The following is a 22,387-nucleotide window of genomic DNA, read 5'->3' on the forward strand; positions in this document are numbered from 1 at the left end:
CCAAAAGATCGCAGTGGGCGGCAACGCCTAGACGGTATATGTGTGAAGAATATTGAGCATCTGCCCAATATTCAGCACAAAAACCACGTATCCTTCGCGCCCCGTTTGACCATCAACCCGCGAGGACAGTTTGTCTAAAGGTATCGCTCTATCGGTTTCAGCCTCGGTGCTGTTTGCCGTCATGTATTACTACACCTCGTTGCTCACACCGTTGAGCGGCGTGGAGATCTTTGGCTGGCGGATGCTCCTGACGGTGCCGTGCATGACCGTGTTCATGCTGGTGTCCGGAGAATGGCGGCGGGTGCTGGAGCTGGTGCGGTTGATGGCGGTAAAACCGAAATTGATCGCCGGCCTGCTCGTCTCCTCTGCCCTGCTCGGTGTGCAATTGTGGCTGTTCATGTGGGCGCCGCTTAATGGCTACAGCCTCGACGTGTCGCTGGGCTACTTTCTGTTGCCACTGGCGATGGTGCTGACCGGACGGATTGCCTACGGCGAGAGCCTGTCTTATTTGCAGAAAATTGCAGTGTTCTTCGCCAGTTTGGGCGTGCTCAATGAGCTGTATCAGGTCGGTGGGTTTTCCTGGGCGACGCTGGTGGTGGTGGTCGGCTATCCGCTGTACTTCGTGCTGCGCAAATACCTCAAGACTGACAACCTGGGTGGCTTGTGGGTCGATATGACCTTGATGCTGCCGGTGGCGTACTGGTTTGTGCAGGGTGGCGAGCAAGGCTTCGGCGTGTTCGATCAGTACCCGGGGCTGATGTGGCTGATTCCGTTGCTGGGTTTGATCAGCGCATCGGCGCTGGTGGTGTACATCATTGCCAGCCGTTTGCTGCCGTTCAGTCTGTTTGGTTTGTTGAGTTATGTTGAGCCGGTGCTGTTGCTCGGTGTGGCGTTGTTGCTCGGTGAGAGCATCAAGTCCGGGGAGTGGCTGACGTACATTCCGATCTGGCTGGCCGTTGTGGTGCTGGTCTTCGAAGGCTTCAAACACCTGATGCGCCAACGCCGTCCTTAAAAGCGAAGGCTACGATCTTTTGATCTACAAAAAAAATCCCGGCTCTGCATTTCAGCAGGCCGGGATTTTTTCATTTCAGTGGCCGATTACTCGGTAGCAAGCACACCACGACGCACCTGATCGCGCTCGATCGACTCGAACAGGGCCTTGAAGTTGCCTTCGCCGAAACCATCATCGCCTTTGCGCTGGATGAATTCGAAGAACACCGGGCCCATCAGGGTTTCCGAGAAGATCTGCAGGAGCAGGCGCTTGTCGCCCTGCTCCGAGGCGCCGTCGAGCAGGATGCCGCGCGATTGCAGCTGATCAACCGGCTCGCCGTGGTTCGGCAGGCGACCTTCGAGCATTTCGTAGTAAGTATCTGGCGGCGCGGTCATGAAGCGCATGCCGATCTTCTTTAACTGATCCCAGGTCTTGATCAGGTCATCGGTGAGGAACGCAACGTGCTGGATGCCCTCACCGTTGAACTGCATCAGGAACTCTTCGATCTGACCTGCGCCCTTGGACGACTCTTCGTTCAACGGGATGCGGATCATGCCGTCCGGTGCGGTCATCGCTTTCGAGGTCAGGCCGGTGTACTCGCCCTTGATATCGAAGTAACGGATCTCGCGGAAGTTGAACAGCTTCTCGTAGAAGTTCGCCCAGTAGGCCATGCGACCGCGATACACGTTGTGGGTCAGGTGGTCGATGATCTTCAGGCCGGCACCGACCGGGTTGCGATCGACGCCTTCGAGGAACACGAAGTCAATGTCATAGATCGAGCTGCCTTCGCCGAAACGGTCGATCAGGTACAGCGGCGCGCCGCCAATGCCTTTGATCGCCGGCAGGTTCAGCTCCATCGGACCGGTTTCGATATGGATCGGCTGAGCGCCGAGTTCCAGTGCGCGGTTGTAGGCTTTTTGCGAATCCTTGACGCGGAACGCCATGCCGCACACGGACGGGCCGTGTTCGGCGGCGAAGTACGACGCCACGCTGTTCGGTTCGTTGTTGAGGATCAGGTTGATCGCGCCCTGACGGTACAGGTGCACGTTCTTGGAGCGGTGGGTCGCGACTTTGGTGAAGCCCATGATCTCGAAGATCGGCTCCAGGGTGCCCGGCACCGGCGATGCGAGCTCAATGAATTCAAAGCCCATCAGGCCCATTGGGTTTTCGTATAAATCTGCCATGGTGGCGCCTCATCATTTCTTATCAATTAACCAGGGTTATTTGTCAGTCATGCGAGGTCGGTGGGTGGCGCGCAGGAGATGCCACGCACACTGCGGGCGAGGAAGTCACCGTAGATCAGTTGAAACCCGAATATCTTCATTGTCGACCCAAGGCTCTTGCGGGCGAGGCTTCTGCTGCCAGAAGACGATTATTATTGTATGCGTAACCCGATTCTACACAGCGTAAATAGGCTTGTCTGCCCTCCCTATAAAATCCGCTTTTTTGCGCCCGGTGCAAGGGGTTTGTTGCACAGGTAGATGCCACTCAGGATCAGCGCGCCACCGAGGTACATGGCCGGTGTCAACTGTTCGCCCAGCAGCAGCGCGCCAAGGATGACCGCCGTCAAAGGATTAAGCGCGATAAACACCCCGCTGCGCGTCGCGCCGATTTTACGGATGCCATCGTAATAGCCGATGTAGGCCAGCGCCGAGCCCAGGACACCGAGGTACAGCAGGCTCAGCCATTGCGCCACGCCCAGATTATTCAGCGCCTGCCAGCTCAGCTCGCCGCGTACCGCCGCCAGAGCCCACAACATGAGTGTGCCGATCAGGATCGAGTACGTCACGGTCTGCACCGGCCCTAACGTCCGATTCAGATCACGGGAAAACAACGAATAAACGCCCCACCCCAGCACACAGCCGAGAATCAACAGATCGCCGATCCATGCCTGCGGCGTTGCGGCCAGCCATTGCGGATTGCGGCTGACGATCACCAGGCCAGCACCGCCAATACAGATCGCGATACCAGCAGTTTCAAGTCTTCCCAGACGCTCTTTAAACAACCACCACGAGGCGAGACCGATTACCGCCGGGTTCAACGCCACAATCAACGAAGCGCGCGACGCGTTGATGTATTGCAGGCCGTAAAAAAAGCACAGGTTATAGAAGAAGATCCCGAAGAACCCCAGCAACGCCAGGTGCAGCCATTGTCGTGGAGTCGGCCGTGCCAAAGGGATCCGCGCCAGCCACAGAAAGCCGAGCAGCACCGCACTGGCGAGCAGGAAACGCAGGCTGGCGGCGAACACCGGACTCAGGCTGCCGGCGAGAAAACGTCCAGCGACAAAGGTGCCCCCCAAACCATAGTCACCATCGCGAGTGTCAGATAAACCGGGATGTCGGATGATGTTGTGTGCAGTTGCTCGACGTTGCGCATGAGGCTCCAGACCAAAGCTTTTGAGGAATGCCGTATCATTCACCTCATTTCACATCATCGTAAAATGAGTAAAAACTCATGACCCTCACACAACTGGAAATCTTCTCGCTGGTCGCCGAACTGCGCGGCTTCACCCTCGCGGCCCATCGCCTGGGGATTTCGCAGTCGGCGGTGTCCCACGCAATGAAGTCGCTGGAGCAGGAACTGGGTGTCGAACTGCTGCGCCGGCATCAGTCGTCCGTGGAGCTCAGTGACATCGGTGAGCAATTGCTGCTGCGCGCCCGCGCCATGCTCGGGCTGGCCAACACCTTGCGCCAGGAAGCCGCCGATGCGCGCGGCATGAAAAGCGGCACCTTGCGCATCGGCTCGTTCGGCCCGACTTCGTCGATCAAGTTGCTACCCAACATTCTGCGGCAATATCGCGAGGCGCATCCGGGCATCGAAGTGCACATCGATGAAGGGCCGGATCGACAAGTGACGCAATGGCTGGAGGAGCGGCGGATCGACATCGGCTTCGTGGTGCTGCCAGAGGAGCGCTTCGACACCTTCACCTTGATCGAAGACCAGATGGTTGCGCTTCTCCCGGTGGGCCATGTGCTGGCAGCCCGAACCGCGTTGAGCCTCAAGGATTTGTGCGATGCACCGTTTGTCCTGACCGAAGCGGGTTCTGCGGAGCTGGTGTCGCGACTGTTCATGGCCGCGCGTTTGCAACCGAACATTCGCTATCGCTGCTCGCAGTTGCTCAGCACACTCGATACGGTTGGCCGTGGCGACGCCATCACGATTGTCGCCGAAGGTTCTTTGCCGCAAGAGGCAGCGCCTCGCTACGTAAAGAGGCCATTGCTGCCCGCCGTACAACGTCAGGTCGGACTCGCCGTGCTTGATCGGCGCCAGGCATCTCCCGCCGCTCTGGCCTTTATCGCGCTGGCGAAGCGAATGAAGCACTGATGAGCGGCGCAAGCGCCTTCTGCCATCTATCCTCCCCTCTGGCTGAAGTTATTTCAGCGGCGCGCCGTTATCCGGCCTGAATTCAATAGTTCCATTCCACCGCGACAGGATGCGCCCATGCCGTTGACCGTCAGACTCCGCCGCAAACGCAGCACACGCATTCTCGTCACACTACTCAGCGGTTTGCTTCCGGTGCTGCTGGGCAGCGCCATTCTTTACATCCAGGCCGGACGCACGCTGGAGCAAGGTTCACAACAGACCGCCGAAGAGGCACTGCAGCAGTTCGAGTTGATGCTCGACAACACCGCGCAAGCGGCGCGCGAATTGCTGCCATTGGCCGGTCAGAATTGCGAAAACGTCAAACTCGCCTTGCGCGAGCAAGTAACCCGCCGCCCGTTCGTGCGCTCGACCAATCTGGTGTGGGACGACAACCTTTATTGCAGCTCTTTGTTTGGCGACTTCAAGGAAGCCGTCAACGCGGGCGACTACAACCAGGGCAAGTTGTGGCTGATGAACGGCAATCCGGTCACCCCCAACACCGCGCTGCTGGTTTATCGGCTCAGCGAAGGTCGCGGCGGCGCATTGACGACACTGGACGGTTACCATCTAAGCAATATGTTGCGTTTGATCGGCCGGCACATGTTGCTGGTGCTGCAAGTGGGCGATAACTGGCTGTCGGCCGACGGCAAAGTCCACGCCGGCCCCCTCCCCACGCTGCCGATAGCGCAAAACACCCTGGCCTCCTCCCGTTATGCGTTCAGTGTTTCTGCCGGGTTTCCCGAGGGCGAAACCTGGCGCTACATGGTCGATGAATATCCGCCGCTGTTCAGTCTGCTGATCTTTTTTGGCGTGGTGTCGGGGGCCATCGGCCATGTCCTGCAGAAGCGCTCCACTTCGCCGAGCCACGAAATGCTCCGCGCGCTCGAGGCTGGCGAGTTCATTCCCTACTTCCAGCCCGTGGTGCATGGCGACAGCAAGGCATGGTCGGGAGCTGAAGTGTTGATGCGCTGGACTCACCCGAAAGAAGGCCTGGTACGTCCGGATCTGTTTATTCCATTCGCCGAGCATTCGGGGTTGATCGTGCCGATGACCCGCGCCCTGATGCAACAAACTGCCGCGCTGCTGGGGCCGCTATCAGCAACGTTCACCGCGCCATTTCATATCGGCATCAATATCACCGCGAGCCATTGCAAAGACCTGGAACTGGTGCAGGATTGTCGAACGTTTCTCGCCGCGTTCGCCGCCGACAGCATCAACCTGGTGCTGGAGTTGACCGAGCGCGAATTGATCGAGCCGACCGACATCACTCACCAGCTGTTCGAGCAACTGCACGCGCTGGGCGTGAAGATCGCGATTGACGACTTCGGCACCGGCCACTCAAGCCTGGGCTACTTGCGCAAATTCAATGTGGATTTCCTCAAGATCGATCAGAGTTTCGTCGCCATGATCGGTGTCGATGCGTTGTCCCGACACATTCTCGATACCATTATCGACCTGTCGGCCAAGCTTGATCTGGGTATTGTTGCCGAAGGTGTCGAAACTCAGGCGCAAGCCGATTATCTGACCGCACATCACGTCAACTTCCTGCAAGGGTATCTGTTCGGCAAACCGATGCCGGCTGCGGAATTCATCAGCGCGTTAACTCACCATTAACTAAGCCAGATTAAGACGAGCGTACCGGCCAGGCGCACCAAATTGATACAAAAGACCGCTGTTGTTACATGAGGACAACATCAGGATTTACTCTTGGCGCATTAACTACTACAATTTTTTCAACCTGAGCAAGATTGGCAGGTGAGCCATTTATCACCGAGTCGCTTCAAGGCTCTTGGCTTATTAGCTTTGTTTGCGGTTGGTATCAGCCAAACACACTATTGGAGTAAAGATATTGTCCAGACTCGCTGAATTTCGTGCAGCTGAAAAGGCCCTTCAGGAACAGCTCAAACAGCTGGAATCGCTGAAGAACGATGCCGGGCTCAAGAAAGAAATCGAATTCGAAGAAAAGCTCCAGGGGCTGATGAAAACCTACGGCAAAGGCCTGAAGGACATCGTCGCCATCCTCGATCCGAACCCGGCAAAATCCGCTTTGCAGACTTCTGCAGCCCCTAAAACCCGCCGCGCTCGCGTAGTCAAGGTTTATCAGAATCCGCATACCGGTGAACTGATCGAAACCAAGGGCGGCAATCACCGTGGCCTGAAAGCCTGGAAGGAACAATACGGTGCAGCCGCCGTTGATTCCTGGTTGCGCGGTTAATCCAACGCCAATAAAAAAGCCCTGCATGACGCAGGGCTTTTTTGTTGACAATATCTAACAAATGAAATGAATTTCATCGAACAAGTTGCGGGTTTTCTGTAACGTTGCTGAGTCAGAAAGCTAAAAATTTTGCGGCGCGATGTTGCGATCAAGGCCGCCATTAAACTTTGTGCTTAATCCGTTCGGGTATCTAACCTCCTCCGTGAAGAGTACAGCGCCTTAAAGTTTCAAGCTGTTTCTCAGCGCCACTATCTCGTCTGCGCTGGCCTTATAAATCTCAGCTTGCCCGGCGTAAGAAAGAACATAAGCCTTGTCCGCCTCGACTGCCGCCACGAGGGTTTGCGACAACACATGCCGACCGTTTTCGGTGATGGTGCAAGTGGTTTCCAGCGCCGACAAAGTACCCAGCGTCGCCGGATGCACTTTGTTGCAGACACTTTGGTAACCGCCCTGGAAGAAGTCCTTCTGTATCGACTTGCGCATCTCCAGCAGCACGCCCTGCAAATTGACCTGATGCCCTGCTTCGACATGAGTCATGGTCAATTCCATGACCATCACCTGATTGCCATCGGCGTCATTCTTGACCGCGCGCTGACGGGAAACCTGTGCAGCCGCCTCGGGCAGCGCCTCGACTTGCCAACCGGCTGGCCAGGTAATGCTTGGTTCGTCCGCTGACGCGCAGACCGCCACAAGCGACAACACAAAAAAAACAAACACGGATTTAAACAGTCGGATCATTGCCGGACGCACTCGCAGATTGAGCCGTAAAGTCTGAGGCTCGCCCGCACGCAGGGCAAGCCTGCCCTTTCATTTGGCGATGCCGACAGGCATGCGTATCATTGCGTCCATTCACTCGCCCATAGTTATTGGAGGGCTCATGAGCCTGCACGAACTCAATACGTTCCCCGGCGTCACCGCCACCCCAGACAGCGCAACCCGCAACTTCGTTTTCAACCACACCATGTTGCGCGTCAAAGACATCACTAAATCCCTGGACTTCTACACCCGCGTCCTGGGCTTCTCGCTGGTGGAGAAACGCGATTTCCCGGAAGCCGAGTTCAGCCTGTACTTCCTCGCACTGGTCGACAAAGCGCAGATCCCGGCCGACGCGGCTGCCCGCACTGAGTGGATGAAGTCGATCCCGGGCATTCTCGAATTGACCCATAACCACGGCACCGAAAACGATGCGGATTTTGTCTATCACAACGGCAATACCGACCCGCGTGGTTTTGGTCATATCTGCATTTCGGTGCCGGATATCGTCGCGGCCTGTGCGCGCTTTGAAGAGTTGGGCTGTGACTTCCAGAAGCGCCTGACCGATGGCCGCATGAAGAGCCTGGCTTTCATCAAGGATCCGGATGGTTACTGGGTCGAGATCATTCAGCCTGCACCGCTTTAAAAGCTGAAAAGCCCCTCACCCTAACCCTCTCCCATAGGGAGAGGGAACTGATTGGGGGATATGCAAGAATTCCGCCGACGTGAAAGATCTTTACCGAATCCATAATCGACTCGGTCATTCAGGTCGATGGAAAACGCCAGACACCTCGGTCGGCCCCCTCTCCCTCGGGAGAGGGCTGGGGTGAGGGGCAGCTTTTCACGCGCAATAAAAAACCCGTGATCGCTCACGGTTTTTTTCATTTCTGGCTGGACGCTTACGCCGGAGCCGAAGTGCGGATCAGGTGATCGAAAGCACTCAGCGAAGCCTTGGCGCCCTCGCCCACCGCGATCACGATCTGCTTGTACGGCACGGTGGTCACGTCGCCGGCAGCGAAGATGCCCGGGATCGACGTTTCACCCCGGTTATCGACAATAATCTCGCCCCGTGGCGACAGCTCGATAGTGCCCTTGAGCCAGTCAGTATTCGGCAGCAAACCGATCTGCACGAAGATCCCTTCCAGCTCGACGGTACGCAACTCATCGGTGTTGCGATCCTTGTAGCGCAGGCCGTTGACCTTCTCGCCATTGCCGGTGACTTCAGTGGTTTGCGCACTGGTGATCACCGTGACGTTCGGCAGGCTGCGCAGTTTGCGCTGTAATACGGCGTCGGCGCGCAGCTGTACGTCGAACTCCAGCAGCGTCACGTGCGAGACAATGCCGGCCAGGTCGATGGCCGCTTCAACGCCGGAGTTACCGCCGCCGATCACTGCCACGCGCTTGCCTTTGAACAGCGGACCGTCACAGTGCGGGCAGTACGCCACGCCTTTGTTGCGGTATTCCTGCTCGCCCGGCACGTTCATTTCACGCCAGCGCGCACCGGTCGCGAGAATCACGCTCTTGGCTTTGAGGGTTGCGCCGCTGGCGAAGCGGACTTCATGCTGCTCGCCGTTCTTGCCAGGGATCAGCTTGTCGGCGCGTTGCAGGTTCATGATGTCGACGTCGTACTGTTTGACGTGTTCTTCCAGCGCCGTGGCCAGTTTCGGTCCTTCGGTTTCCTGTACGGAAATGAAGTTCTCGATGGCCATGGTGTCGAGCACCTGGCCGCCGAAACGCTCAGCGGCGACGCCGGTGCGGATACCTTTACGTGCAGCGTAAATCGCTGCCGACGCACCGGCCGGTCCACCACCGACGACCAACACATCAAAGGCCTCTTTGGCGCTGATTTTCTCAGCCTGACGCTCGATGGCACCGGTGTCGAGTTTGGCCAGAATCTCTTCCAGGCCCATGCGGCCTTGACCGAAGTTCTCACCGTTGAGGTAGATGCTCGGCACGGCCATGATCTTGCGATCGTTGACTTCGTCCTGAAACAGCGCACCGTCGATGGCGACGTGGCGGATGTTCGGGTTGAGCACAGCCATCAGGTTCAGCGCCTGGACCACGTCCGGGCAGTTCTGGCAGGACAGCGAGAAGTAGGTCTCGAAGCTGAACTGGCCTTTGAGCGAGCGGATCTGCTCGATCACTTCAACACTGGCTTTCGATGGGTGGCCGCCGACTTGCAGCAGGGCCAGCACCAGCGAGGTGAACTCGTGGCCCATCGGGATACCGGCGAAACGCAGACTGATGTCGGCGCCCGGGCGGTTGATCGAGAACGATGGCTTGCGTGCATCGTCACCGCTGTCGATCAGGGTAATTTGGCTCGAAAGACTGGCAACGTCTTTCAGCAGTTCCAGCATTTCACGGGATTTCGCACCGTCGTCGAGGGAGGCAACGATCTCGATCGGCTGGGTGACCCGTTCCAGGTACGATTTCAACTGGGCTTTAAGATTGGCGTCCAACATACGGGCGATTTCCTTTATTTGAGGCGAAAAAAAGCCCGAGCGAAACTCGCCCGGGCATTTTTATTGGGCGGTGCAGCGTACTTAAGAAGGTGCGGCGTACCGCCCTGCGTTGCGTGTCACAGACTTAGATCTTGCCGACCAGGTCCAGGGACGGTGCCAGAGTGGCCTCGCCTTCTTTCCACTTGGCTGGGCAAACTTCGCCTGGGTGAGCAGCAACGTACTGAGCAGCCTTGATCTTGCGCAGCAGCTCGGAAGCGTCACGGCCAACGCCGCCATCGTTCAGTTCAACGATTTTGATCTGGCCTTCTGGGTTGATCACGAAGGTGCCACGGTCAGCCAGACCAGCTTCTTCGATCAGCACGTCGAAGTTACGGGAGATGGCGTGGGTCGGGTCGCCGATCATGGTGTATTCGATTTTGCCAATGGCTGGCGAAGTGTTGTGCCAGGCAGCGTGGGCAAAGTGGGTGTCGGTGGAAACGCTGTAGATCTCTACGCCCAGTTTCTGGAAGGCAGCGTAGTTGTCAGCCAGGTCTTCCAGCTCGGTTGGGCAAACGAAGGTGAAGTCGGCTGGATAGAAGAATACAACCGACCACTTGCCTTTCAGGTCAGCGTCCGAGACTTGAACGAAGTCGCCGTTTTTGAACGCGGTAGCTTTGAACGGTTTTACTTGGCTGTTGATGATAGGCATTGATGACTCTCCGTCAGGGTTGTGAATTCGATGGGTGAATCCTACCCACTCACTCGACGGATGGCTCATTGGCAAACCTGATGCTGCTGATTTGTTTTCGCTATTAGCCGACTGTATTAATAGAAGAAAACGATATCTACGACGAAGCCGGGTTATCCGTAATCCGAGGCATCCCTTGGAATGGGCTGGCTTCAACATAGCGCATCGCCGACTTCATATCCTTCCAGCCGACGTAACTCATCAACGATTTCAGATCCCAGCCACTTTGGTGTGCCCAAGTGGCAAAGCCGCGACGCAGGGAATGGCTGGTGTAGTTTTCGGCGGCAATCCCGGCACGCTGCAACGCCTGGCGCAGCAAAGGAATGATGCTGTTGGCGTGCAGGCCCTCCTCGTTCAGATTGCCCCAGCGGTCGATGCTGCGGAAAACCGGGCCGCGTACCAGCGCCGCTTCGGTGATCCAGTCGATGTAGGCCTGCACCGGGCAGAGCTTGAGCAGCGCCGGCGCTTGATAGGTCTGCCCGAGGTTTTCCCGATCGCCTTTGCTGCGCGGCAAATACAAGGTGATGCCTTTGCCGGCATGCGCTTGCACATGTTCGATTTGCAGGCGGCACAGCTCATCGCTGCGGAAGCCGCGCCAGAAACCCAGCAGAATCAAGGCGCGATCACGATAAGCCTTGAGCAGTAGCGGACGATCCTGCTGTTCTTTTGCGGTTTGCGCCTCATGCTCCAGCCATTCGATGACGCGCTGCAAATCCTGCAACTGCAACGGCTCAGCCTGTTTCTCCTGCGCTGGATGCAAAGCCCGAATCCCTTTGAAAACCTTGCGCACCACCGGCGCCTTGGTCGGATCGGCAAACCCTTGGCTGTTGTGCCACTGCGCCAGCGCCGACAGACGCAGCTTCAGCGTGTTTATCGACAACTCTTCGGCGTGCGCTACCAGATACCGCGCGACGCTGTCGGCCGTCGCCGGCAAGAACCCGCCCCACTTCACTTCGAAATGCTCGATGGCCGCGCGATAGCTACGGCGCGTGTTGTCACGGGTGGCGGCTTGCAGATAGCGATCCAGATCGCTCATGGGCTGTTTTCTCGCTGGCGTACTGATGCAGGAATGCAAAGGCGCATTTTGCCGCCTGACACTGGGTAATACCAGTATATCCCGCGTCTTCAATATCAAAGGTTTATCTTTATTTTTGAGATGGTACACTGCGTACTTTAGTGGCATGTACCACAGTACGTAAACGTAGGAGTTCACATGGCCCGTGGCGGCATAACCAAAGCACTGGTGCAGATCGCGCGCACAGCGATCCTCGCCCGTGGCGAACACCCGAGCATCGATGCAGTACGCATTGAAATGGGCAACACCGGCTCGAAAACCACGATCCATCGCTATTTGAAAGAACTGGATGACGGCGCCCAGCCCGTTGAAGCCTCGGCTGAGCCTATCGATGACGAGTTGACCGCCCTCGTTTCCAGGCTCGCCCAACGTCTCAAGGAACAAGCGCAAGAGCCCATCGAGCAAGCCCGCGAGCAGTTTGAGGAGCAGCGCGAAGCACTGGAGTCGGAGCTGCAACAGACGCGTCAGGCACTGGAAAAGCTCGAACACGAGCACGACATTCAAGGCGCTGCACTGGCGCGTGAATCCGAAGCGTTGAACAACACACGCTCGATGCTGCAGACCGAGCAGACCCGCAATGCCGGGCTGAATCAGGCATTGGCCGACTTTGAGTTGCGCTTGCAGGACAAGGACGAGCAGATCCGCTCACTGGAAGAAAAACACCTGCATGCCCGTGACGCGCTGGAGCACTACCGCAACGCCAGCAAAGAGCAGCGCGAGCAGGAACAGAGCCGCCACGAAGCGCAGGTGCAGCAGATTCAGGCCGAATTGCGTCAGGCGCAGCAAAGTGCATTGGTCCGCCAGGACGAGATCACGCAACTGCACCGCGACAACGAACGCCTGCTCACGGAAAACCGTGGCACGCAGCGCGAACTGAGTCTGCTGCAGGATCAGCTCAAGCAGAGCAATCAGCGTCAGGATCAACTGCTCGAGCAAGCGACCCGCGTCGACAGCGAACGCACCCTTCTCCAGGAACGCCTGCGCGTGGCCACCCTGGAAAGCCAGACACTCAAGCAGAGCGTCGAGGAGCAGACGCTGCTCAACCAGTCACTGAAAAAGGAATTGAACAAGGCTCAGGCAAGCCTGGAAGAAAGCCAGCGTCTGGCGGCTGCCGTTACGGCAGCGCCAGACTCAGCCAAGCCGAAAGACGCTTAAGCGCCGACCGGCGTACGCATGGTGACGAATTCTTCGGCGGCCGTCGGGTGTACCCCGATCGTGTCGTCGAAGTCACGCTTGGTTGCGCCAGCTTTCAACGCAATCGCCAGGCCCTGGACGATCTCACCAGCGTCCGGGCCGACCATGTGGCAGCCGAGGACTTTGTCAGTCTTGCCGTCGACCACCAGTTTCATCAGGGTTTTTTCCTGGCACTCGGTCAAGGTCAGCTTCATCGGGCGGAAGCGGCTCTCGAAAATCACCACGTCGTGGCCAGCCTCGCGTGCATCTTCTTCGGTCAAACCGACCGTGCCGATGTTCGGCAGGCTGAACACCGCCGTCGGGATCATCTTGTAATCTACCGGACGGTATTGCTCTGGCTTGAACAGACGTCGCGCCACAGCCATACCTTCAGCCAGCGCCACCGGCGTCAGTTGCACACGACCAATGACATCGCCCAGCGCCAGAATCGATGGCTCGCTGGTCTGATACTGCTCGTCGACTTTGATGAAGCCTTTGTCGTTGAGCTGCACATCGGTGTTTTCCAGCCCCAGATTGTCGAGCATCGGACGCCGGCCGGTTGCATAGAAAATGCAATCCGCTTCCAGCTCACGACCGTCCTTGAGGGTGGCTTTCAGGCTGCCGTCAGCCTGCTTGTCGATGCGCGCGATATCGGCGTTGAATTGCAGATCCAGTCCACGCTTGGTCAGCTCTTCCTGCAAATGCTTGCGCACCGAACCATCGAAGCCGCGCAGGAACAGATCGCCGCGATACAGCAGCGTGGTGTTCGCGCCAAGGCCGTGGAAGATCCCGGCAAATTCGACCGCGATGTAACCGCCGCCAACCACTAGTACACGCTTTGGCAGCTCTTTCAGGAAGAACGCCTCATTGGAACCGATCGCGTGCTCGCGCCCCGGAATCTCCGGAATCTGCGGCCAGCCACCGGTAGCAATCAGAATATTCTTCGCGGTAAAGCGCTCGCCATTCACCTCAACCTCATGCGGGCCGACAATCTTCGCGTGCGCCTCATGCAAGGTCACGCCGCTGTTGACCAGCAGATTGCGATAAATGCCGTTGAGGCGATTGATCTCGCGATCCTTGTTGGCAATCAGCGTCGCCCAATCGAAATTTGCCTCACCCAGGCTCCAGCCAAAACCGGACGCCTGCTCAAAGTCTTCGGCGAAATGCGCGCCGTACACCAGCAACTTTTTCGGCACACAGCCGACGTTAACGCAGGTCCCGCCCAGATAACGGCTCTCCGCCACCGCCACTTTCGCACCGAAACCGGCCGCAAAACGCGCAGCACGCACACCGCCGGAACCGGCACCAATCACATAAAGGTCAAAATCGTAGGCCATTTCTATCTCCTCGGCAGGGGATCAGCATACCTGCAGCCACCCATTGGGCAAGCGCTGCCAATCATATGGGGGCGCAAAATAAAAAAACCCGCCGAAGCGGGTTTTTCTTACAGACAATTCAAGCGCTCTTAATAAGCCTTGCCAGTCTTGTAGAAGTTCTCGAAGCAGAAGTTGGTTGCTTCGATGTAGCCTTCAGCACCACCGCAGTCGAAACGCTTGCCTTTGAACTTGTAAGCCATGACGCAGCCGTTCTGGGCTTGTTTCATCAGGGCGTCGGTGATCTGGATTTCGCCGCCCTTGCCTGGCTCGGTTTGTTCGATCAGGTCGAAGATGTCCGGAGTCAGGATGTAACGACCGATGATTGCCAGATTCGACGGCGCATCTTCCGGCTTTGGCTTCTCGACCATGCTGTGAACGCGGTAGATGTCGTCGCGGATCATCTCGCCGGCGATAACGCCGTACTTGCTGGTTTCCTGCGGATCGACTTCCTGGATGGCGATGATCGAGCAACGGAACTGCTTGTACAGCTTGACCATCTGGGTCAGTACGCCGTCGCCTTCGAGGTTGACGCACAGGTCGTCCGCCAGCACCACGGCGAACGGTTCGTCACCGATCAGCGGGCGACCGGTGAGGATCGCGTGGCCCAGACCTTTCATTTCGGTTTGACGGGTGTAGGAGAACGAGCACGAGTCGAGCAGTTTGCGGATACCTACCAGGTATTTCTCTTTGTCGGTGCCTTTGATCTGGTTTTCCAGCTCGTAGCTGATGTCGAAGTGGTCTTCCAGAGCACGCTTGCCACGACCGGTCACGATGGAAATTTCCGTCAGGCCAGCGTCCAGAGCTTCTTCAACGCCGTACTGGATCAGTGGCTTGTTTACCACCGGCAGCATTTCTTTAGGCATGGCTTTAGTCGCTGGCAGGAAGCGAGTACCGTAACCGGCTGCTGGGAACAAGCATTTCTTGATCATATAAGTCCTTGAAAGGGCTGTGTGTACGAGTTTCGGCGCAGTCTAATCAGGCGGCGTGCACCTTACAATGCCCCGCACTGGCTAACCGATGCCAACATAGAGAAATATTCTCGCCGATAGTTCCATCGACATCCTGGCGCAGCCAGATCAGCGTAGCTCAAAGCAGCCGAGAAACTGAATCACCATACGCTCATCGCCCCCCAATGCGAGCATTTGCCGGTATCATGGCGCCTTTGAACCAGCGAACGAGACAGATAGATGGCTGCGGTAAAAATCGTCAACGGGTATGTGATCGACAAGAAAGACGGCAAGTGGACGCTGACCACGACCAATGGCGAACACATCGCCGGGCCTTTCGACAGCGAACAAATGGCGACCGATGTAGCGGCAGTGTTCACCGACACTCCGGCATCGGCCAAGCGCCGCGGCAAAGATCAGGACTGATCGACTGCGACGCCCCAAGCCCTGCCCTTGAGCAGGGCTTTTTTGTGCCCACTTACAAACAAGTGGCCAAACGCTATAACCTTTTCACACCGGCGCTGTCAGAGCGTCTAGTCCCCCTCGCTGAAGACCACAAACATGAATCTGAAAAAATGGCTGCCCCTGATCGCGTTATTGGCACTGGCCGGTTGCGCCACCTCCCAACCCACATACCTGAACAATGGTGAACAGGGGCTGTCGATCGATTGTTCCGGCGAAGCGAATTCCTGGGCGACCTGCTATGAAAAAGCCGATGCCTCCTGCGCGGGCACTGGCTACCGAATCGTTGGCACCGACGGCACACCCCAGCCCAAGGAAAGCGACAAAACCCTGGGCGTTGATGTCGGCAACTACAAGAACCGCAGCGTTGTCGTGGTCTGCAAATAGACCTTACATATGAATTTCGGCGAACTTGATCCCGAGTCCACGAACGACTTCGATCAGATCGTCGAGACGGTTGAAGGATTCGACTTCGTCGTTATCGTCGACCAGAAAGTAGCTGCGCCCGGCGCTCTTCTTGAAAAACACGATCCACTCACCCGGATTCGCCGGGTTCTGGATAACATGGGTGGCAGAGATCAGGCCCTCTACGTGGCGCTCCCGTACTTGCTCTCGCTTCATCGCGACTCCAGAAATGAAAATGCCGTCACAGCATGACTGCGACGGCATCGGTGCTGATGACTGTCAGTCTATCAGCCGGAAATACACGCATTGGCGGCCTTTTGCACGTCATGCGGGCGAACCGGCACATTCGACATGCGCTCATGCAACTTGATGCTGCTGCCACCGGAGCGATCTTCGATATCAAACACTGCGGCTGCACCCGTAGAAAGCTTCCCCGGTACGATGACCCGAACCCCGTCCTTGTGCGGCTGCACTTGCAGCGCGCCGCGGCTGTCTGCCAGTTTATCGGCCAGACACTGGGCATATTCATGGGGTTTCTTGCCGGAGATCACGCTCATGGTCGGCAGCGTTTCATTGATTTCGGAAACACTCGCACAACCACCCACAGCCAGAATCAACGGCAGACACACCACACCCCACTTCATACAAAACCTCCGTTAAAGACCGTCCGACAGCACAAATGCCGTTTTTCTCCGGGGCCTTCTGCATTTAACCCGCATCCGATTGCGAATATCTGTTCAAAATTGTCAAACCAACGCCCGACGGCCAGATAATAACCCGTGCGGGCTGATAAACTGCGCGCAATTACAAGCTATCGTTTTGATTTTGTAGAAAAAGCCCTTCTGGAGGCGCCCATGAAATTCATTCACCAGCGCGAACACCTCAACGAAGACGACATCGTCGTCATCCAATGCTCGCAAATGTGCAACATCCGTCTGATGAACGACGCCAATTTCCGCAGCTTCAAGAACGGCGGCCGTCACACCTATCACGGCGGCGCCTTCGACACCTTCCCGGCCCGTATCACCGCGCCGAGCACCGGTTTCTGGAACATCACCATAGACACGGTCAACCGCCGTGCGATCAGCGTAACCCGCAAGCCGACGCTGACCCACTCGATCAAGATCATCCGTCGCTCCAGCACCAAACTCAGCTGAGACACACCGCTCAACCAGAAAGGAAAGCATGACCGTGGCCCAAACAACCAAATACGTCATCAAGTACAAACTCAACGGTGAACGCCGCTTCGAGTTCGCGCAGCTGGAAAACGGCACTGCCGAAGAAGCCAAGGCCGCTCTGGAGGCCCTTCACGGCCAGAGTGACGACGTGATCAGCGAAATCTCGGTAAGCAAAGCACTGTAAGGCGCGGCAGCGAATTCGACCGCAAGCGGCGGAGTGTTCTGCCGCCAGGCCTTGCCTAGACTGACCTTCTTCGACCAAGCGTCAAGGAGTCAGCATGTCGATGTCACCCTCGCGTCTGGATTCGCTCGACTGGGCAAGCCTTGCGCAGCAACTGGATCAGGACGGCTACGCGATCATCCGTTCGCTGCTGCTGACCAACACCTGCGATCACCTGAGTGCGCTGTATCCACAGACCGAACCGTTTCGATCGCAGGTCATCATGGCCCGCCACGGTTTCGGTCGCGGCGAGTACAAATACTTTCGATATCCCCTGCCGACACCGGTAGAACGCCTTCGCTGCGCGTTGTATCCGCGCTTGGTCCCCTTGGCCAATCGCTGGTACGAACGCATGCACCTGCCCGAGCGTTTCCCTCCGAACCACGCCGAGTTTCTTCAGCGTTGCCATGCCGCCGGTCAACGACGCCCTACCCCTCTTCTGTTGCAGTACGGCCCGCAGGACTACAACTGCCTGCATCAGGACCTGTACGGCGAATCGGTTTTTCCGCTGCAAGTGGCGATTCTTCTGTCAGAACCCGGGCAAGACTTCAGCGGCGGAGAGTTCGTTCTCACCGAGCAGCGCCCGCGCATGCAATCTCGCCCGCACGTACTCGATCTGACGAAAGGTGATGCGCTGATCTTTGCCGTGAATCAGCGCCCCGTCAAAGGCGTGCGCGGCGACTACCGGGTGACCATGCGCCACGGTGTCAGTCGCCTGCACAGTGGAAAAAGGCATACCCTAGGCATCATCTTTCACGACGCAACCTGATGGCCATGTCCTCAACAACTCTCGACCTGTTCGCTGACCACGAACCCGAACAACAAGCCCGAGCCGAACAGATTGGCGAACAATCCTGGCTATTGCGGGGCTTCGCCCTGCCGATTGTCGATCAATTGCTGCCGGCACTGGACGCCGTTCTCGCAGTGGCCCCCTTGCGCCACATGGTCACACCGGGCGGTTTCAGCATGTCTGTCGGCACCAGCAGTTGCGGTGAGCGGGGCTGGATCACTGATCGCAGCGGCTATCGTTATTCGGCTGTCGACCCGCTCAACGGGCTGCCTTGGCCGCAGATGCCGAAATCCTTCGCTGCTCTGGCGCATTCGGCAGCCGAGCGAGCTGGTTTCTCTGGCTTCAATGCAGATTCCTGCCTGATCAATCGCTATGTCCCCGGCGCAAAAATGTCATTGCATCAGGATAAAGACGAAAAGAACTACGCCGCGCCGATCGTTTCCCTGTCACTCGGATTACCAGCCATATTTCTGTTCGGCGGTTTTGCGCGCAGCGACAAGACCCGGCGAATTTCGCTGCTGCACGGTGACATGGTGGTCTGGGGCGGCGTCGACCGATTGCGCTACCACGGCGTATTGCCAATCAAGCAAGGTCAGCATCCGCGCTTGGGTCAACAGCGGATCAATCTGACATTTCGGCTGGCTCGCTAAACCCGAAAAATTTGACCGCAAGGCCCGGAGTGTTGTGCCTGGCGAGGCTGGTTAACCTGAATCAAACAGGTCAACGGATTACTCATCATGAAAACGCTTTCGACCCCGTTTGATACCGAACATGATCCACGCTGGGCCGCCGTGCTCGCACGGGATCCGCAGGCGGACGGACAGTTTGTCTATGCGGTAAAAACCACGGGCATCTACTGCCGCCCGAGCAGCCTGGCACGCTTGCCGAAACCGCAAAATGTCGAGTTTTTCGACACCGCCCAACAGGCCGAAGCCGCGGGGTATCGGCCGAGCAAACGTGCGAGCAAGGATCAAAGTGATGTCGCCGCGCAGCATGCCGCGACCGTTGCCGCGGCATGCCGGCAAATCGAGATGGCCGAAAATCCGCCCGCCCTGAACGAGCTCGCAGAGGCGGCCGGTTTGAGCCCGTTTCACTTTCATCGCGTGTTCAAAGCCGCCACTGGCCTCACGCCAAGAGCCTACGCCGCCGCCCATCGTTCGCGCAGAGTGCGTGAACGTCTCGCGGACGGCAATTCGGTGACGGACGCTCTATACGACGCAGGCTTCAACTCCAACAGCCGTTTCTACGAATCAGCCAACCAACTGCTGGGTATGAAACCTGGCGACTACCGCGCTGCCGGTCAAAACAACGACATCCATTTTGCCGTAGGCCAATGCTCGCTGGGCGCGATTCTGGTGGCGCAAAGCGAGCGTGGGGTGTGCGCGATTTTGCTGGGTGACGACCCGCACCAACTGGTGTGCGACCTGCAGGATCAGTTTCGCAACGCCAACCTGATTGGCGCAGACAGCGGGTTTGAACAGTTGATCGCCAAAGTCGTGGGTTTTATCGAAGCACCGGCCATTGGCCTGGATCTGCCACTGGACGTGCGGGGGACGGCGTTTCAGGAACGTGTCTGGCAAGCCTTGCGGGAGATTCCGCTCGGCAGCACCGCCAGCTATGCCGAGATTGCCCAGCGCATCGGCGCGCCGACGTCCATGCGCGCAGTGGCTCAGGCATGCGGGGCCAACCGCCTGGCGGTGGCGATCCCTTGCCACCGCGTGGTGCGCAGCGATGGCAACCTTTCCGGTTATCGCTGGGGGGTCGAGCGCAAGCGTCAGTTGCTTGAGCGCGAGACGTCGGCGTGAACGGTCAATGGAAGCTACGCAACCTGAAAACCTCAGCGATTGACGTCCACCACAACCCGTCCGCGAAGTTGCCCGGCGAGCAGTTTTGGCGCCGCCTCGATGGCTTCACTCAGGCCGATTTCATGGCTGATCAATGCCAGCAGCGAGAAATCCAGATCCTTGGCCAGACGCTCCCACGCTTGCAGCCGGCGGGCCTTGGGCTGGGTCACGCTGTTGATGCCGGCGAGGGTCACACCGCGCAAAATGAACGGCGCCACTGACGCCGGGAAATCCATACCTTGGGCCAGACCACAGGCGGCGACGGTGCCTTCGGAGCGGGTGCTCGCGCAGGCATTGGCCAGGGTGTGACTGCCAACCGAATCGATCACCGCCGCCCAACGCTCTTTGGCCAGTGGCTTGCCGGGCGCTGACAACGTCGCACGGTCAATGATTTCGCCGGCGCCCAACTGCTGCAGATATTCATGCTCGGAGACCCGGCCGGTGGACGCGACGACGCGGTAGCCGAGTTTGCTCAGCAGGGCGATGGCAAAACTGCCGACACCGCCGTTGGCCCCCGTGACCAACACCTCACCCTGCTCCGGCGTCACGCCATTGCGCTCGAGCGCCAGAATGCACAGCATCGCCGTATAACCGGCCGTACCGACAGCCATCGCTTGCGCCGCCGTAAAGGCCTTGGGCAATGGAATTAGCCAATCGCCATCGAGTCGCGCCTTCTGCGCCAGACCGCCCCAGTGATTCTCGCCAACACCCCAGCCGTTGAGCAGCACCTGATCACCCACCTTATAGTCGGGGTGTGAACTGGCTTCCACGGTGCCCGCAAGATCGATCCCCGGCACCATCGGAAACTTGCGCACCACCGGACTGCTGCCGGTTATCGCCAAGCCATCCTTGAAGTTCAGCGTGCTGTACGCAACAGCCACGGTGACATCGCCTTCAGGCAATTGCTCCTCGTTGACCTGTTGCAGGTTGGCGCGGTAACCGCTGTCGTCTTTGTCGATCACAATGGCGTTAAACATGACTGCCTCGCTGGACTGTTTTCAGAATGTCGTGCCTTGAAATAGCACATCGCAACACCCTGCCACATTCGACTTTGCGCCAATCGGCAAATCGGCCGGGTATTTCGATGGCCCGCGTCTATGCTTTTTCGACGGTCGTGGTTTCGCCGAGTTTTTTAAAGAGTTCGCCACTGCCGCGACCACCGGCGTACCAGCAATTTTCATCACGCTTCTGGAGGCCGAAGAGCGGCGGATGTCATCGACGCTGAAAAACTGCACGGGTTGTTCTGAATTTCGAACTGGCCCCGAATCCGGTTTTGCTGCTAAAAACCGGTTTTGCCCCCTGCCCGCTGCACCGTTCGGAGAACCGCCCTCATGAGCCAATGGCCAGACACCCGTCTTCTTGATCTGCTCGGCATTGAATTGCCGATCATCCAGGGTCCGATGGCCGGTGCGACGAATTCGTCCATGGTCATCGCCGTGTGCAACGCCGGTGGCCTGGGTTCGATGCCGGCGGCGATGTTGAGCATCGAGCAATTGCGCGAAGAGCTGAAAACCATCCGCCAGCACACCGACAAGCCCTTCAACGTGAACTTCTTCTGCCATCAGCCACCGGCAGCCGATGAGCAACGTGCACGTGACTGGAAGCATTTGCTGGAGCCTTACTATCGTGAACTGGGCGCCGATTTCGCTGCACCGACTCCGGTATCCAACCGCGCGCCATTCGATGCCGCAGCCTGTGAAGTGCTGGAAGAGTTTCGACCTGAAGTGGTGAGCTTCCATTTCGGTCTGCCAGAGAAATCCTTGCTCGAGCGGGTCAAGGCAACCGGGGCGAAAATTCTCTCTTCGGCCACGACGGTCGATGAAGCGATCTGGCTGGAACAGAACGGCTGCGACGCGATTATCGCGATGGGCTACGAGGCCGGCGGCCATCGCGGCATGTTTCTCAGTGATGATCTGAGCAGTCAGGTCGGCACGTTTGCCCTGGTGCCTCAGGTGGTCGATGCGGTGAGCGTACCGGTGATTGCCGCCGGGGCAATTGCTGATGCGCGCGGCATGGCGGCGGCATTTATGTTGGGGGCCTCAGCAGTACAGGTCGGCACCGCCTATCTGTTCACGCCGGAAGCAAAAGTCAGCGCCGCTCACCACAAGGCGCTGCGCACCGCCAAGGAAAGCGAAACGGCAATCACCAATATTTTTACCGGGCGGCCGGCACGGGGCATTCTCAATCGCATCATGCGTGAACTGGGCCCGATTTCGCCCCAGGCACCTGCATTTCCCTTGGCCGGGGGTGCGCTGATGCCGCTGCGAGCGATCAACGAAGCAGAGTTTGCCAACCTCTGGGCCGGTCAGGCATTCACCTTGGGCAAAGACCTCGGTAGCGCTGAACTGACTCGACAATTGGCCGAAGGCGCACTGGCAAAACTCGCTCGCCGCTGAAGCTGCACAG

General features: G+C 57.9%; 24 protein-coding genes and 1 pseudogene. 14 read left to right on the top strand and 11 right to left on the bottom strand.

The features are described 5' to 3' along the window. Window positions 1-130: 130 nt before the first annotated feature. Window positions 131-1,012 carry an EamA family transporter RarD gene (rarD, locus tag AB4N74_RS10600; protein ID WP_460099993.1) on the top strand — a complete coding sequence of 294 codons (882 nt, stop codon included), beginning with the start codon at window positions 131-133 and terminating at the stop codon, window positions 1,010-1,012. Between the two features lie 86 nt (window positions 1,013-1,098). Here rarD and hppD read toward each other — a convergent pair whose 3' ends face one another. Further along, window positions 1,099-2,175: a 4-hydroxyphenylpyruvate dioxygenase gene (gene hppD, locus AB4N74_RS10605; RefSeq protein WP_093431113.1), complete on the bottom strand. Its 1,077-nt coding sequence runs from the start codon at window positions 2,173-2,175 to the stop codon at window positions 1,099-1,101. Window positions 2,176-2,420: 245 nt separating this feature from the next. Then, window positions 2,421-3,367, bottom strand: a pseudogene (locus tag AB4N74_RS10610) (DMT family transporter). A gap of 78 nt (window positions 3,368-3,445) precedes the next feature. Between AB4N74_RS10610 and AB4N74_RS10615 the strand changes: the two are divergent. The 3 genes from AB4N74_RS10615 to AB4N74_RS10625 all read left to right on the top strand — a co-directional run bounded on the left by AB4N74_RS10615 (window position 3,446) and on the right by AB4N74_RS10625 (window position 6,569). Then, window positions 3,446-4,315: a LysR family transcriptional regulator gene (locus AB4N74_RS10615; RefSeq protein ID WP_460091063.1), complete on the top strand. Its 870-nt coding sequence runs from the start codon at window positions 3,446-3,448 to the stop codon at window positions 4,313-4,315. Between the two features lie 117 nt (window positions 4,316-4,432). Continuing rightward, on the top strand, window positions 4,433-5,968 hold the full coding sequence (locus AB4N74_RS10620) for an EAL domain-containing protein (RefSeq protein ID WP_460099996.1): 1,536 nt from the start codon (window positions 4,433-4,435) through the stop codon (window positions 5,966-5,968). Window positions 5,969-6,203: 235 nt separating this feature from the next. Continuing rightward, window positions 6,204-6,569, top strand: a complete 366-nt coding sequence (locus tag AB4N74_RS10625; protein WP_460100000.1) for a histone-like nucleoid-structuring protein, MvaT/MvaU family — start codon at window positions 6,204-6,206, stop codon at window positions 6,567-6,569. Window positions 6,570-6,788: 219 nt separating this feature from the next. Here AB4N74_RS10625 and AB4N74_RS10630 read toward each other — a convergent pair whose 3' ends face one another. Next, entirely contained in the window at window positions 6,789-7,307 is a 519-nt protein-coding gene (locus tag AB4N74_RS10630) for a DUF4946 domain-containing protein (protein WP_093431098.1), read from the bottom strand. Between the two features lie 139 nt (window positions 7,308-7,446). Here AB4N74_RS10630 and gloA point away from each other — a divergent pair, with 139 nt between their 5' ends. Continuing rightward, entirely contained in the window at window positions 7,447-7,968 is a 522-nt protein-coding gene (gene gloA, locus AB4N74_RS10635) for a lactoylglutathione lyase (protein ID WP_093431095.1), read from the top strand. 253 nt (window positions 7,969-8,221) lie between these two features. Here the strand turns inward: gloA and ahpF are convergent, their stop codons facing one another. From ahpF to AB4N74_RS10650, 3 genes are all read right to left on the bottom strand, one after another. Beyond that, window positions 8,222-9,784 carry an alkyl hydroperoxide reductase subunit F gene (ahpF, locus tag AB4N74_RS10640; RefSeq protein WP_460100003.1) on the bottom strand — a complete coding sequence of 521 codons (1,563 nt, stop codon included), beginning with the start codon at window positions 9,782-9,784 and terminating at the stop codon, window positions 8,222-8,224. 124 nt (window positions 9,785-9,908) lie between these two features. Further along, the gene (gene ahpC, locus AB4N74_RS10645; RefSeq protein WP_034154256.1) at window positions 9,909-10,472 is read right to left on the bottom strand and encodes an alkyl hydroperoxide reductase subunit C; all 564 of its coding nucleotides are present in this window, start codon (window positions 10,470-10,472) and stop codon (window positions 9,909-9,911) included. A gap of 136 nt (window positions 10,473-10,608) precedes the next feature. Then, on the bottom strand, window positions 10,609-11,547 hold the full coding sequence (locus tag AB4N74_RS10650) for a site-specific integrase (RefSeq protein WP_460100006.1): 939 nt from the start codon (window positions 11,545-11,547) through the stop codon (window positions 10,609-10,611). Window positions 11,548-11,724: 177 nt separating this feature from the next. Between AB4N74_RS10650 and AB4N74_RS10655 the strand changes: the two genes are divergently transcribed. After that, on the top strand, window positions 11,725-12,741 hold the full coding sequence (locus AB4N74_RS10655; RefSeq protein ID WP_093431083.1) for a DNA-binding protein: 1,017 nt from the start codon (window positions 11,725-11,727) through the stop codon (window positions 12,739-12,741). On the opposite strand, the gene gorA is transcribed toward AB4N74_RS10655, so the two are convergent. Then, a complete protein-coding gene (gene gorA / locus AB4N74_RS10660) occupies window positions 12,738-14,096 on the bottom strand; it encodes a glutathione-disulfide reductase (protein WP_460100008.1) in 1,359 nt (452 codons plus the stop codon). The two genes, AB4N74_RS10655 and gorA, sit on opposite strands and share 4 nt — an antisense overlap. A 128-nt stretch (window positions 14,097-14,224) precedes the next feature. After that, a complete protein-coding gene (galU, locus tag AB4N74_RS10665; protein WP_093431079.1) occupies window positions 14,225-15,064 on the bottom strand; it encodes a UTP--glucose-1-phosphate uridylyltransferase GalU in 840 nt (279 codons plus the stop codon). A 258-nt stretch (window positions 15,065-15,322) separates the two neighbouring features. Between galU and AB4N74_RS10670 the strand changes: the two genes are divergently transcribed. Next, complete coding sequence (locus AB4N74_RS10670) at window positions 15,323-15,508, top strand: hypothetical protein (RefSeq protein ID WP_090283267.1); 186 nt, start codon at window positions 15,323-15,325, stop codon at window positions 15,506-15,508. 135 nt (window positions 15,509-15,643) lie between these two features. Beyond that, window positions 15,644-15,931: a hypothetical protein gene (locus tag AB4N74_RS10675; RefSeq protein ID WP_460100012.1), complete on the top strand. Its 288-nt coding sequence runs from the start codon at window positions 15,644-15,646 to the stop codon at window positions 15,929-15,931. 3 nt (window positions 15,932-15,934) lie between these two features. Here AB4N74_RS10675 and AB4N74_RS10680 read toward each other — a convergent pair whose 3' ends face one another. Together AB4N74_RS10680 and AB4N74_RS10685 are read right to left on the bottom strand one after the other, a co-directional pair. Then, window positions 15,935-16,165 (bottom strand): hypothetical protein, encoded by a 231-nt coding sequence (locus AB4N74_RS10680; protein ID WP_008082673.1) that lies wholly within the window; start codon window positions 16,163-16,165, stop codon window positions 15,935-15,937. A gap of 71 nt (window positions 16,166-16,236) precedes the next feature. Further along, window positions 16,237-16,593 carry a hypothetical protein gene (locus tag AB4N74_RS10685; RefSeq protein WP_460100015.1) on the bottom strand — a complete coding sequence of 119 codons (357 nt, stop codon included), beginning with the start codon at window positions 16,591-16,593 and terminating at the stop codon, window positions 16,237-16,239. Window positions 16,594-16,803: 210 nt separating this feature from the next. On the opposite strand from AB4N74_RS10685, the gene AB4N74_RS10690 reads away from it, so the two are divergent. From AB4N74_RS10690 to ada, 5 genes are all read left to right on the top strand, one after another. Beyond that, window positions 16,804-17,106, top strand: coding sequence for a DUF1883 domain-containing protein (locus tag AB4N74_RS10690; protein WP_007912251.1), 303 nt, complete (start codon window positions 16,804-16,806; stop codon window positions 17,104-17,106). 34 nt (window positions 17,107-17,140) lie between these two features. Further along, window positions 17,141-17,311 carry a hypothetical protein gene (locus AB4N74_RS10695; RefSeq protein ID WP_093431686.1) on the top strand — a complete coding sequence of 57 codons (171 nt, stop codon included), beginning with the start codon at window positions 17,141-17,143 and terminating at the stop codon, window positions 17,309-17,311. A gap of 94 nt (window positions 17,312-17,405) precedes the next feature. Then, window positions 17,406-18,116, top strand: coding sequence for a 2OG-Fe(II) oxygenase (locus AB4N74_RS10700; RefSeq protein WP_093431067.1), 711 nt, complete (start codon window positions 17,406-17,408; stop codon window positions 18,114-18,116). 5 nt (window positions 18,117-18,121) lie between these two features. Continuing rightward, complete coding sequence (gene alkB / locus AB4N74_RS10705; protein ID WP_095048095.1) at window positions 18,122-18,787, top strand: DNA oxidative demethylase AlkB; 666 nt, start codon at window positions 18,122-18,124, stop codon at window positions 18,785-18,787. 87 nt (window positions 18,788-18,874) lie between these two features. Continuing rightward, a complete protein-coding gene (ada, locus tag AB4N74_RS10710; protein WP_258708319.1) occupies window positions 18,875-19,942 on the top strand; it encodes a bifunctional DNA-binding transcriptional regulator/O6-methylguanine-DNA methyltransferase Ada in 1,068 nt (355 codons plus the stop codon). A gap of 32 nt (window positions 19,943-19,974) precedes the next feature. Here the strand turns inward: ada and acuI are convergent, their stop codons facing one another. Next, a complete protein-coding gene (acuI, locus tag AB4N74_RS10715) occupies window positions 19,975-20,958 on the bottom strand; it encodes an acrylyl-CoA reductase (NADPH) (RefSeq protein ID WP_220556305.1) in 984 nt (327 codons plus the stop codon). A gap of 354 nt (window positions 20,959-21,312) precedes the next feature. Here acuI and AB4N74_RS10720 point away from each other — a divergent pair, with 354 nt between their 5' ends. Next, window positions 21,313-22,377 (top strand): NAD(P)H-dependent flavin oxidoreductase, encoded by a 1,065-nt coding sequence (locus AB4N74_RS10720; RefSeq protein ID WP_460100019.1) that lies wholly within the window; start codon window positions 21,313-21,315, stop codon window positions 22,375-22,377. The last annotated feature ends 10 nt before the right edge of the window (window positions 22,378-22,387 follow it).

The sequence above is a fragment of the Pseudomonas sp. H3_C08 genome (assembly GCF_054669455.1).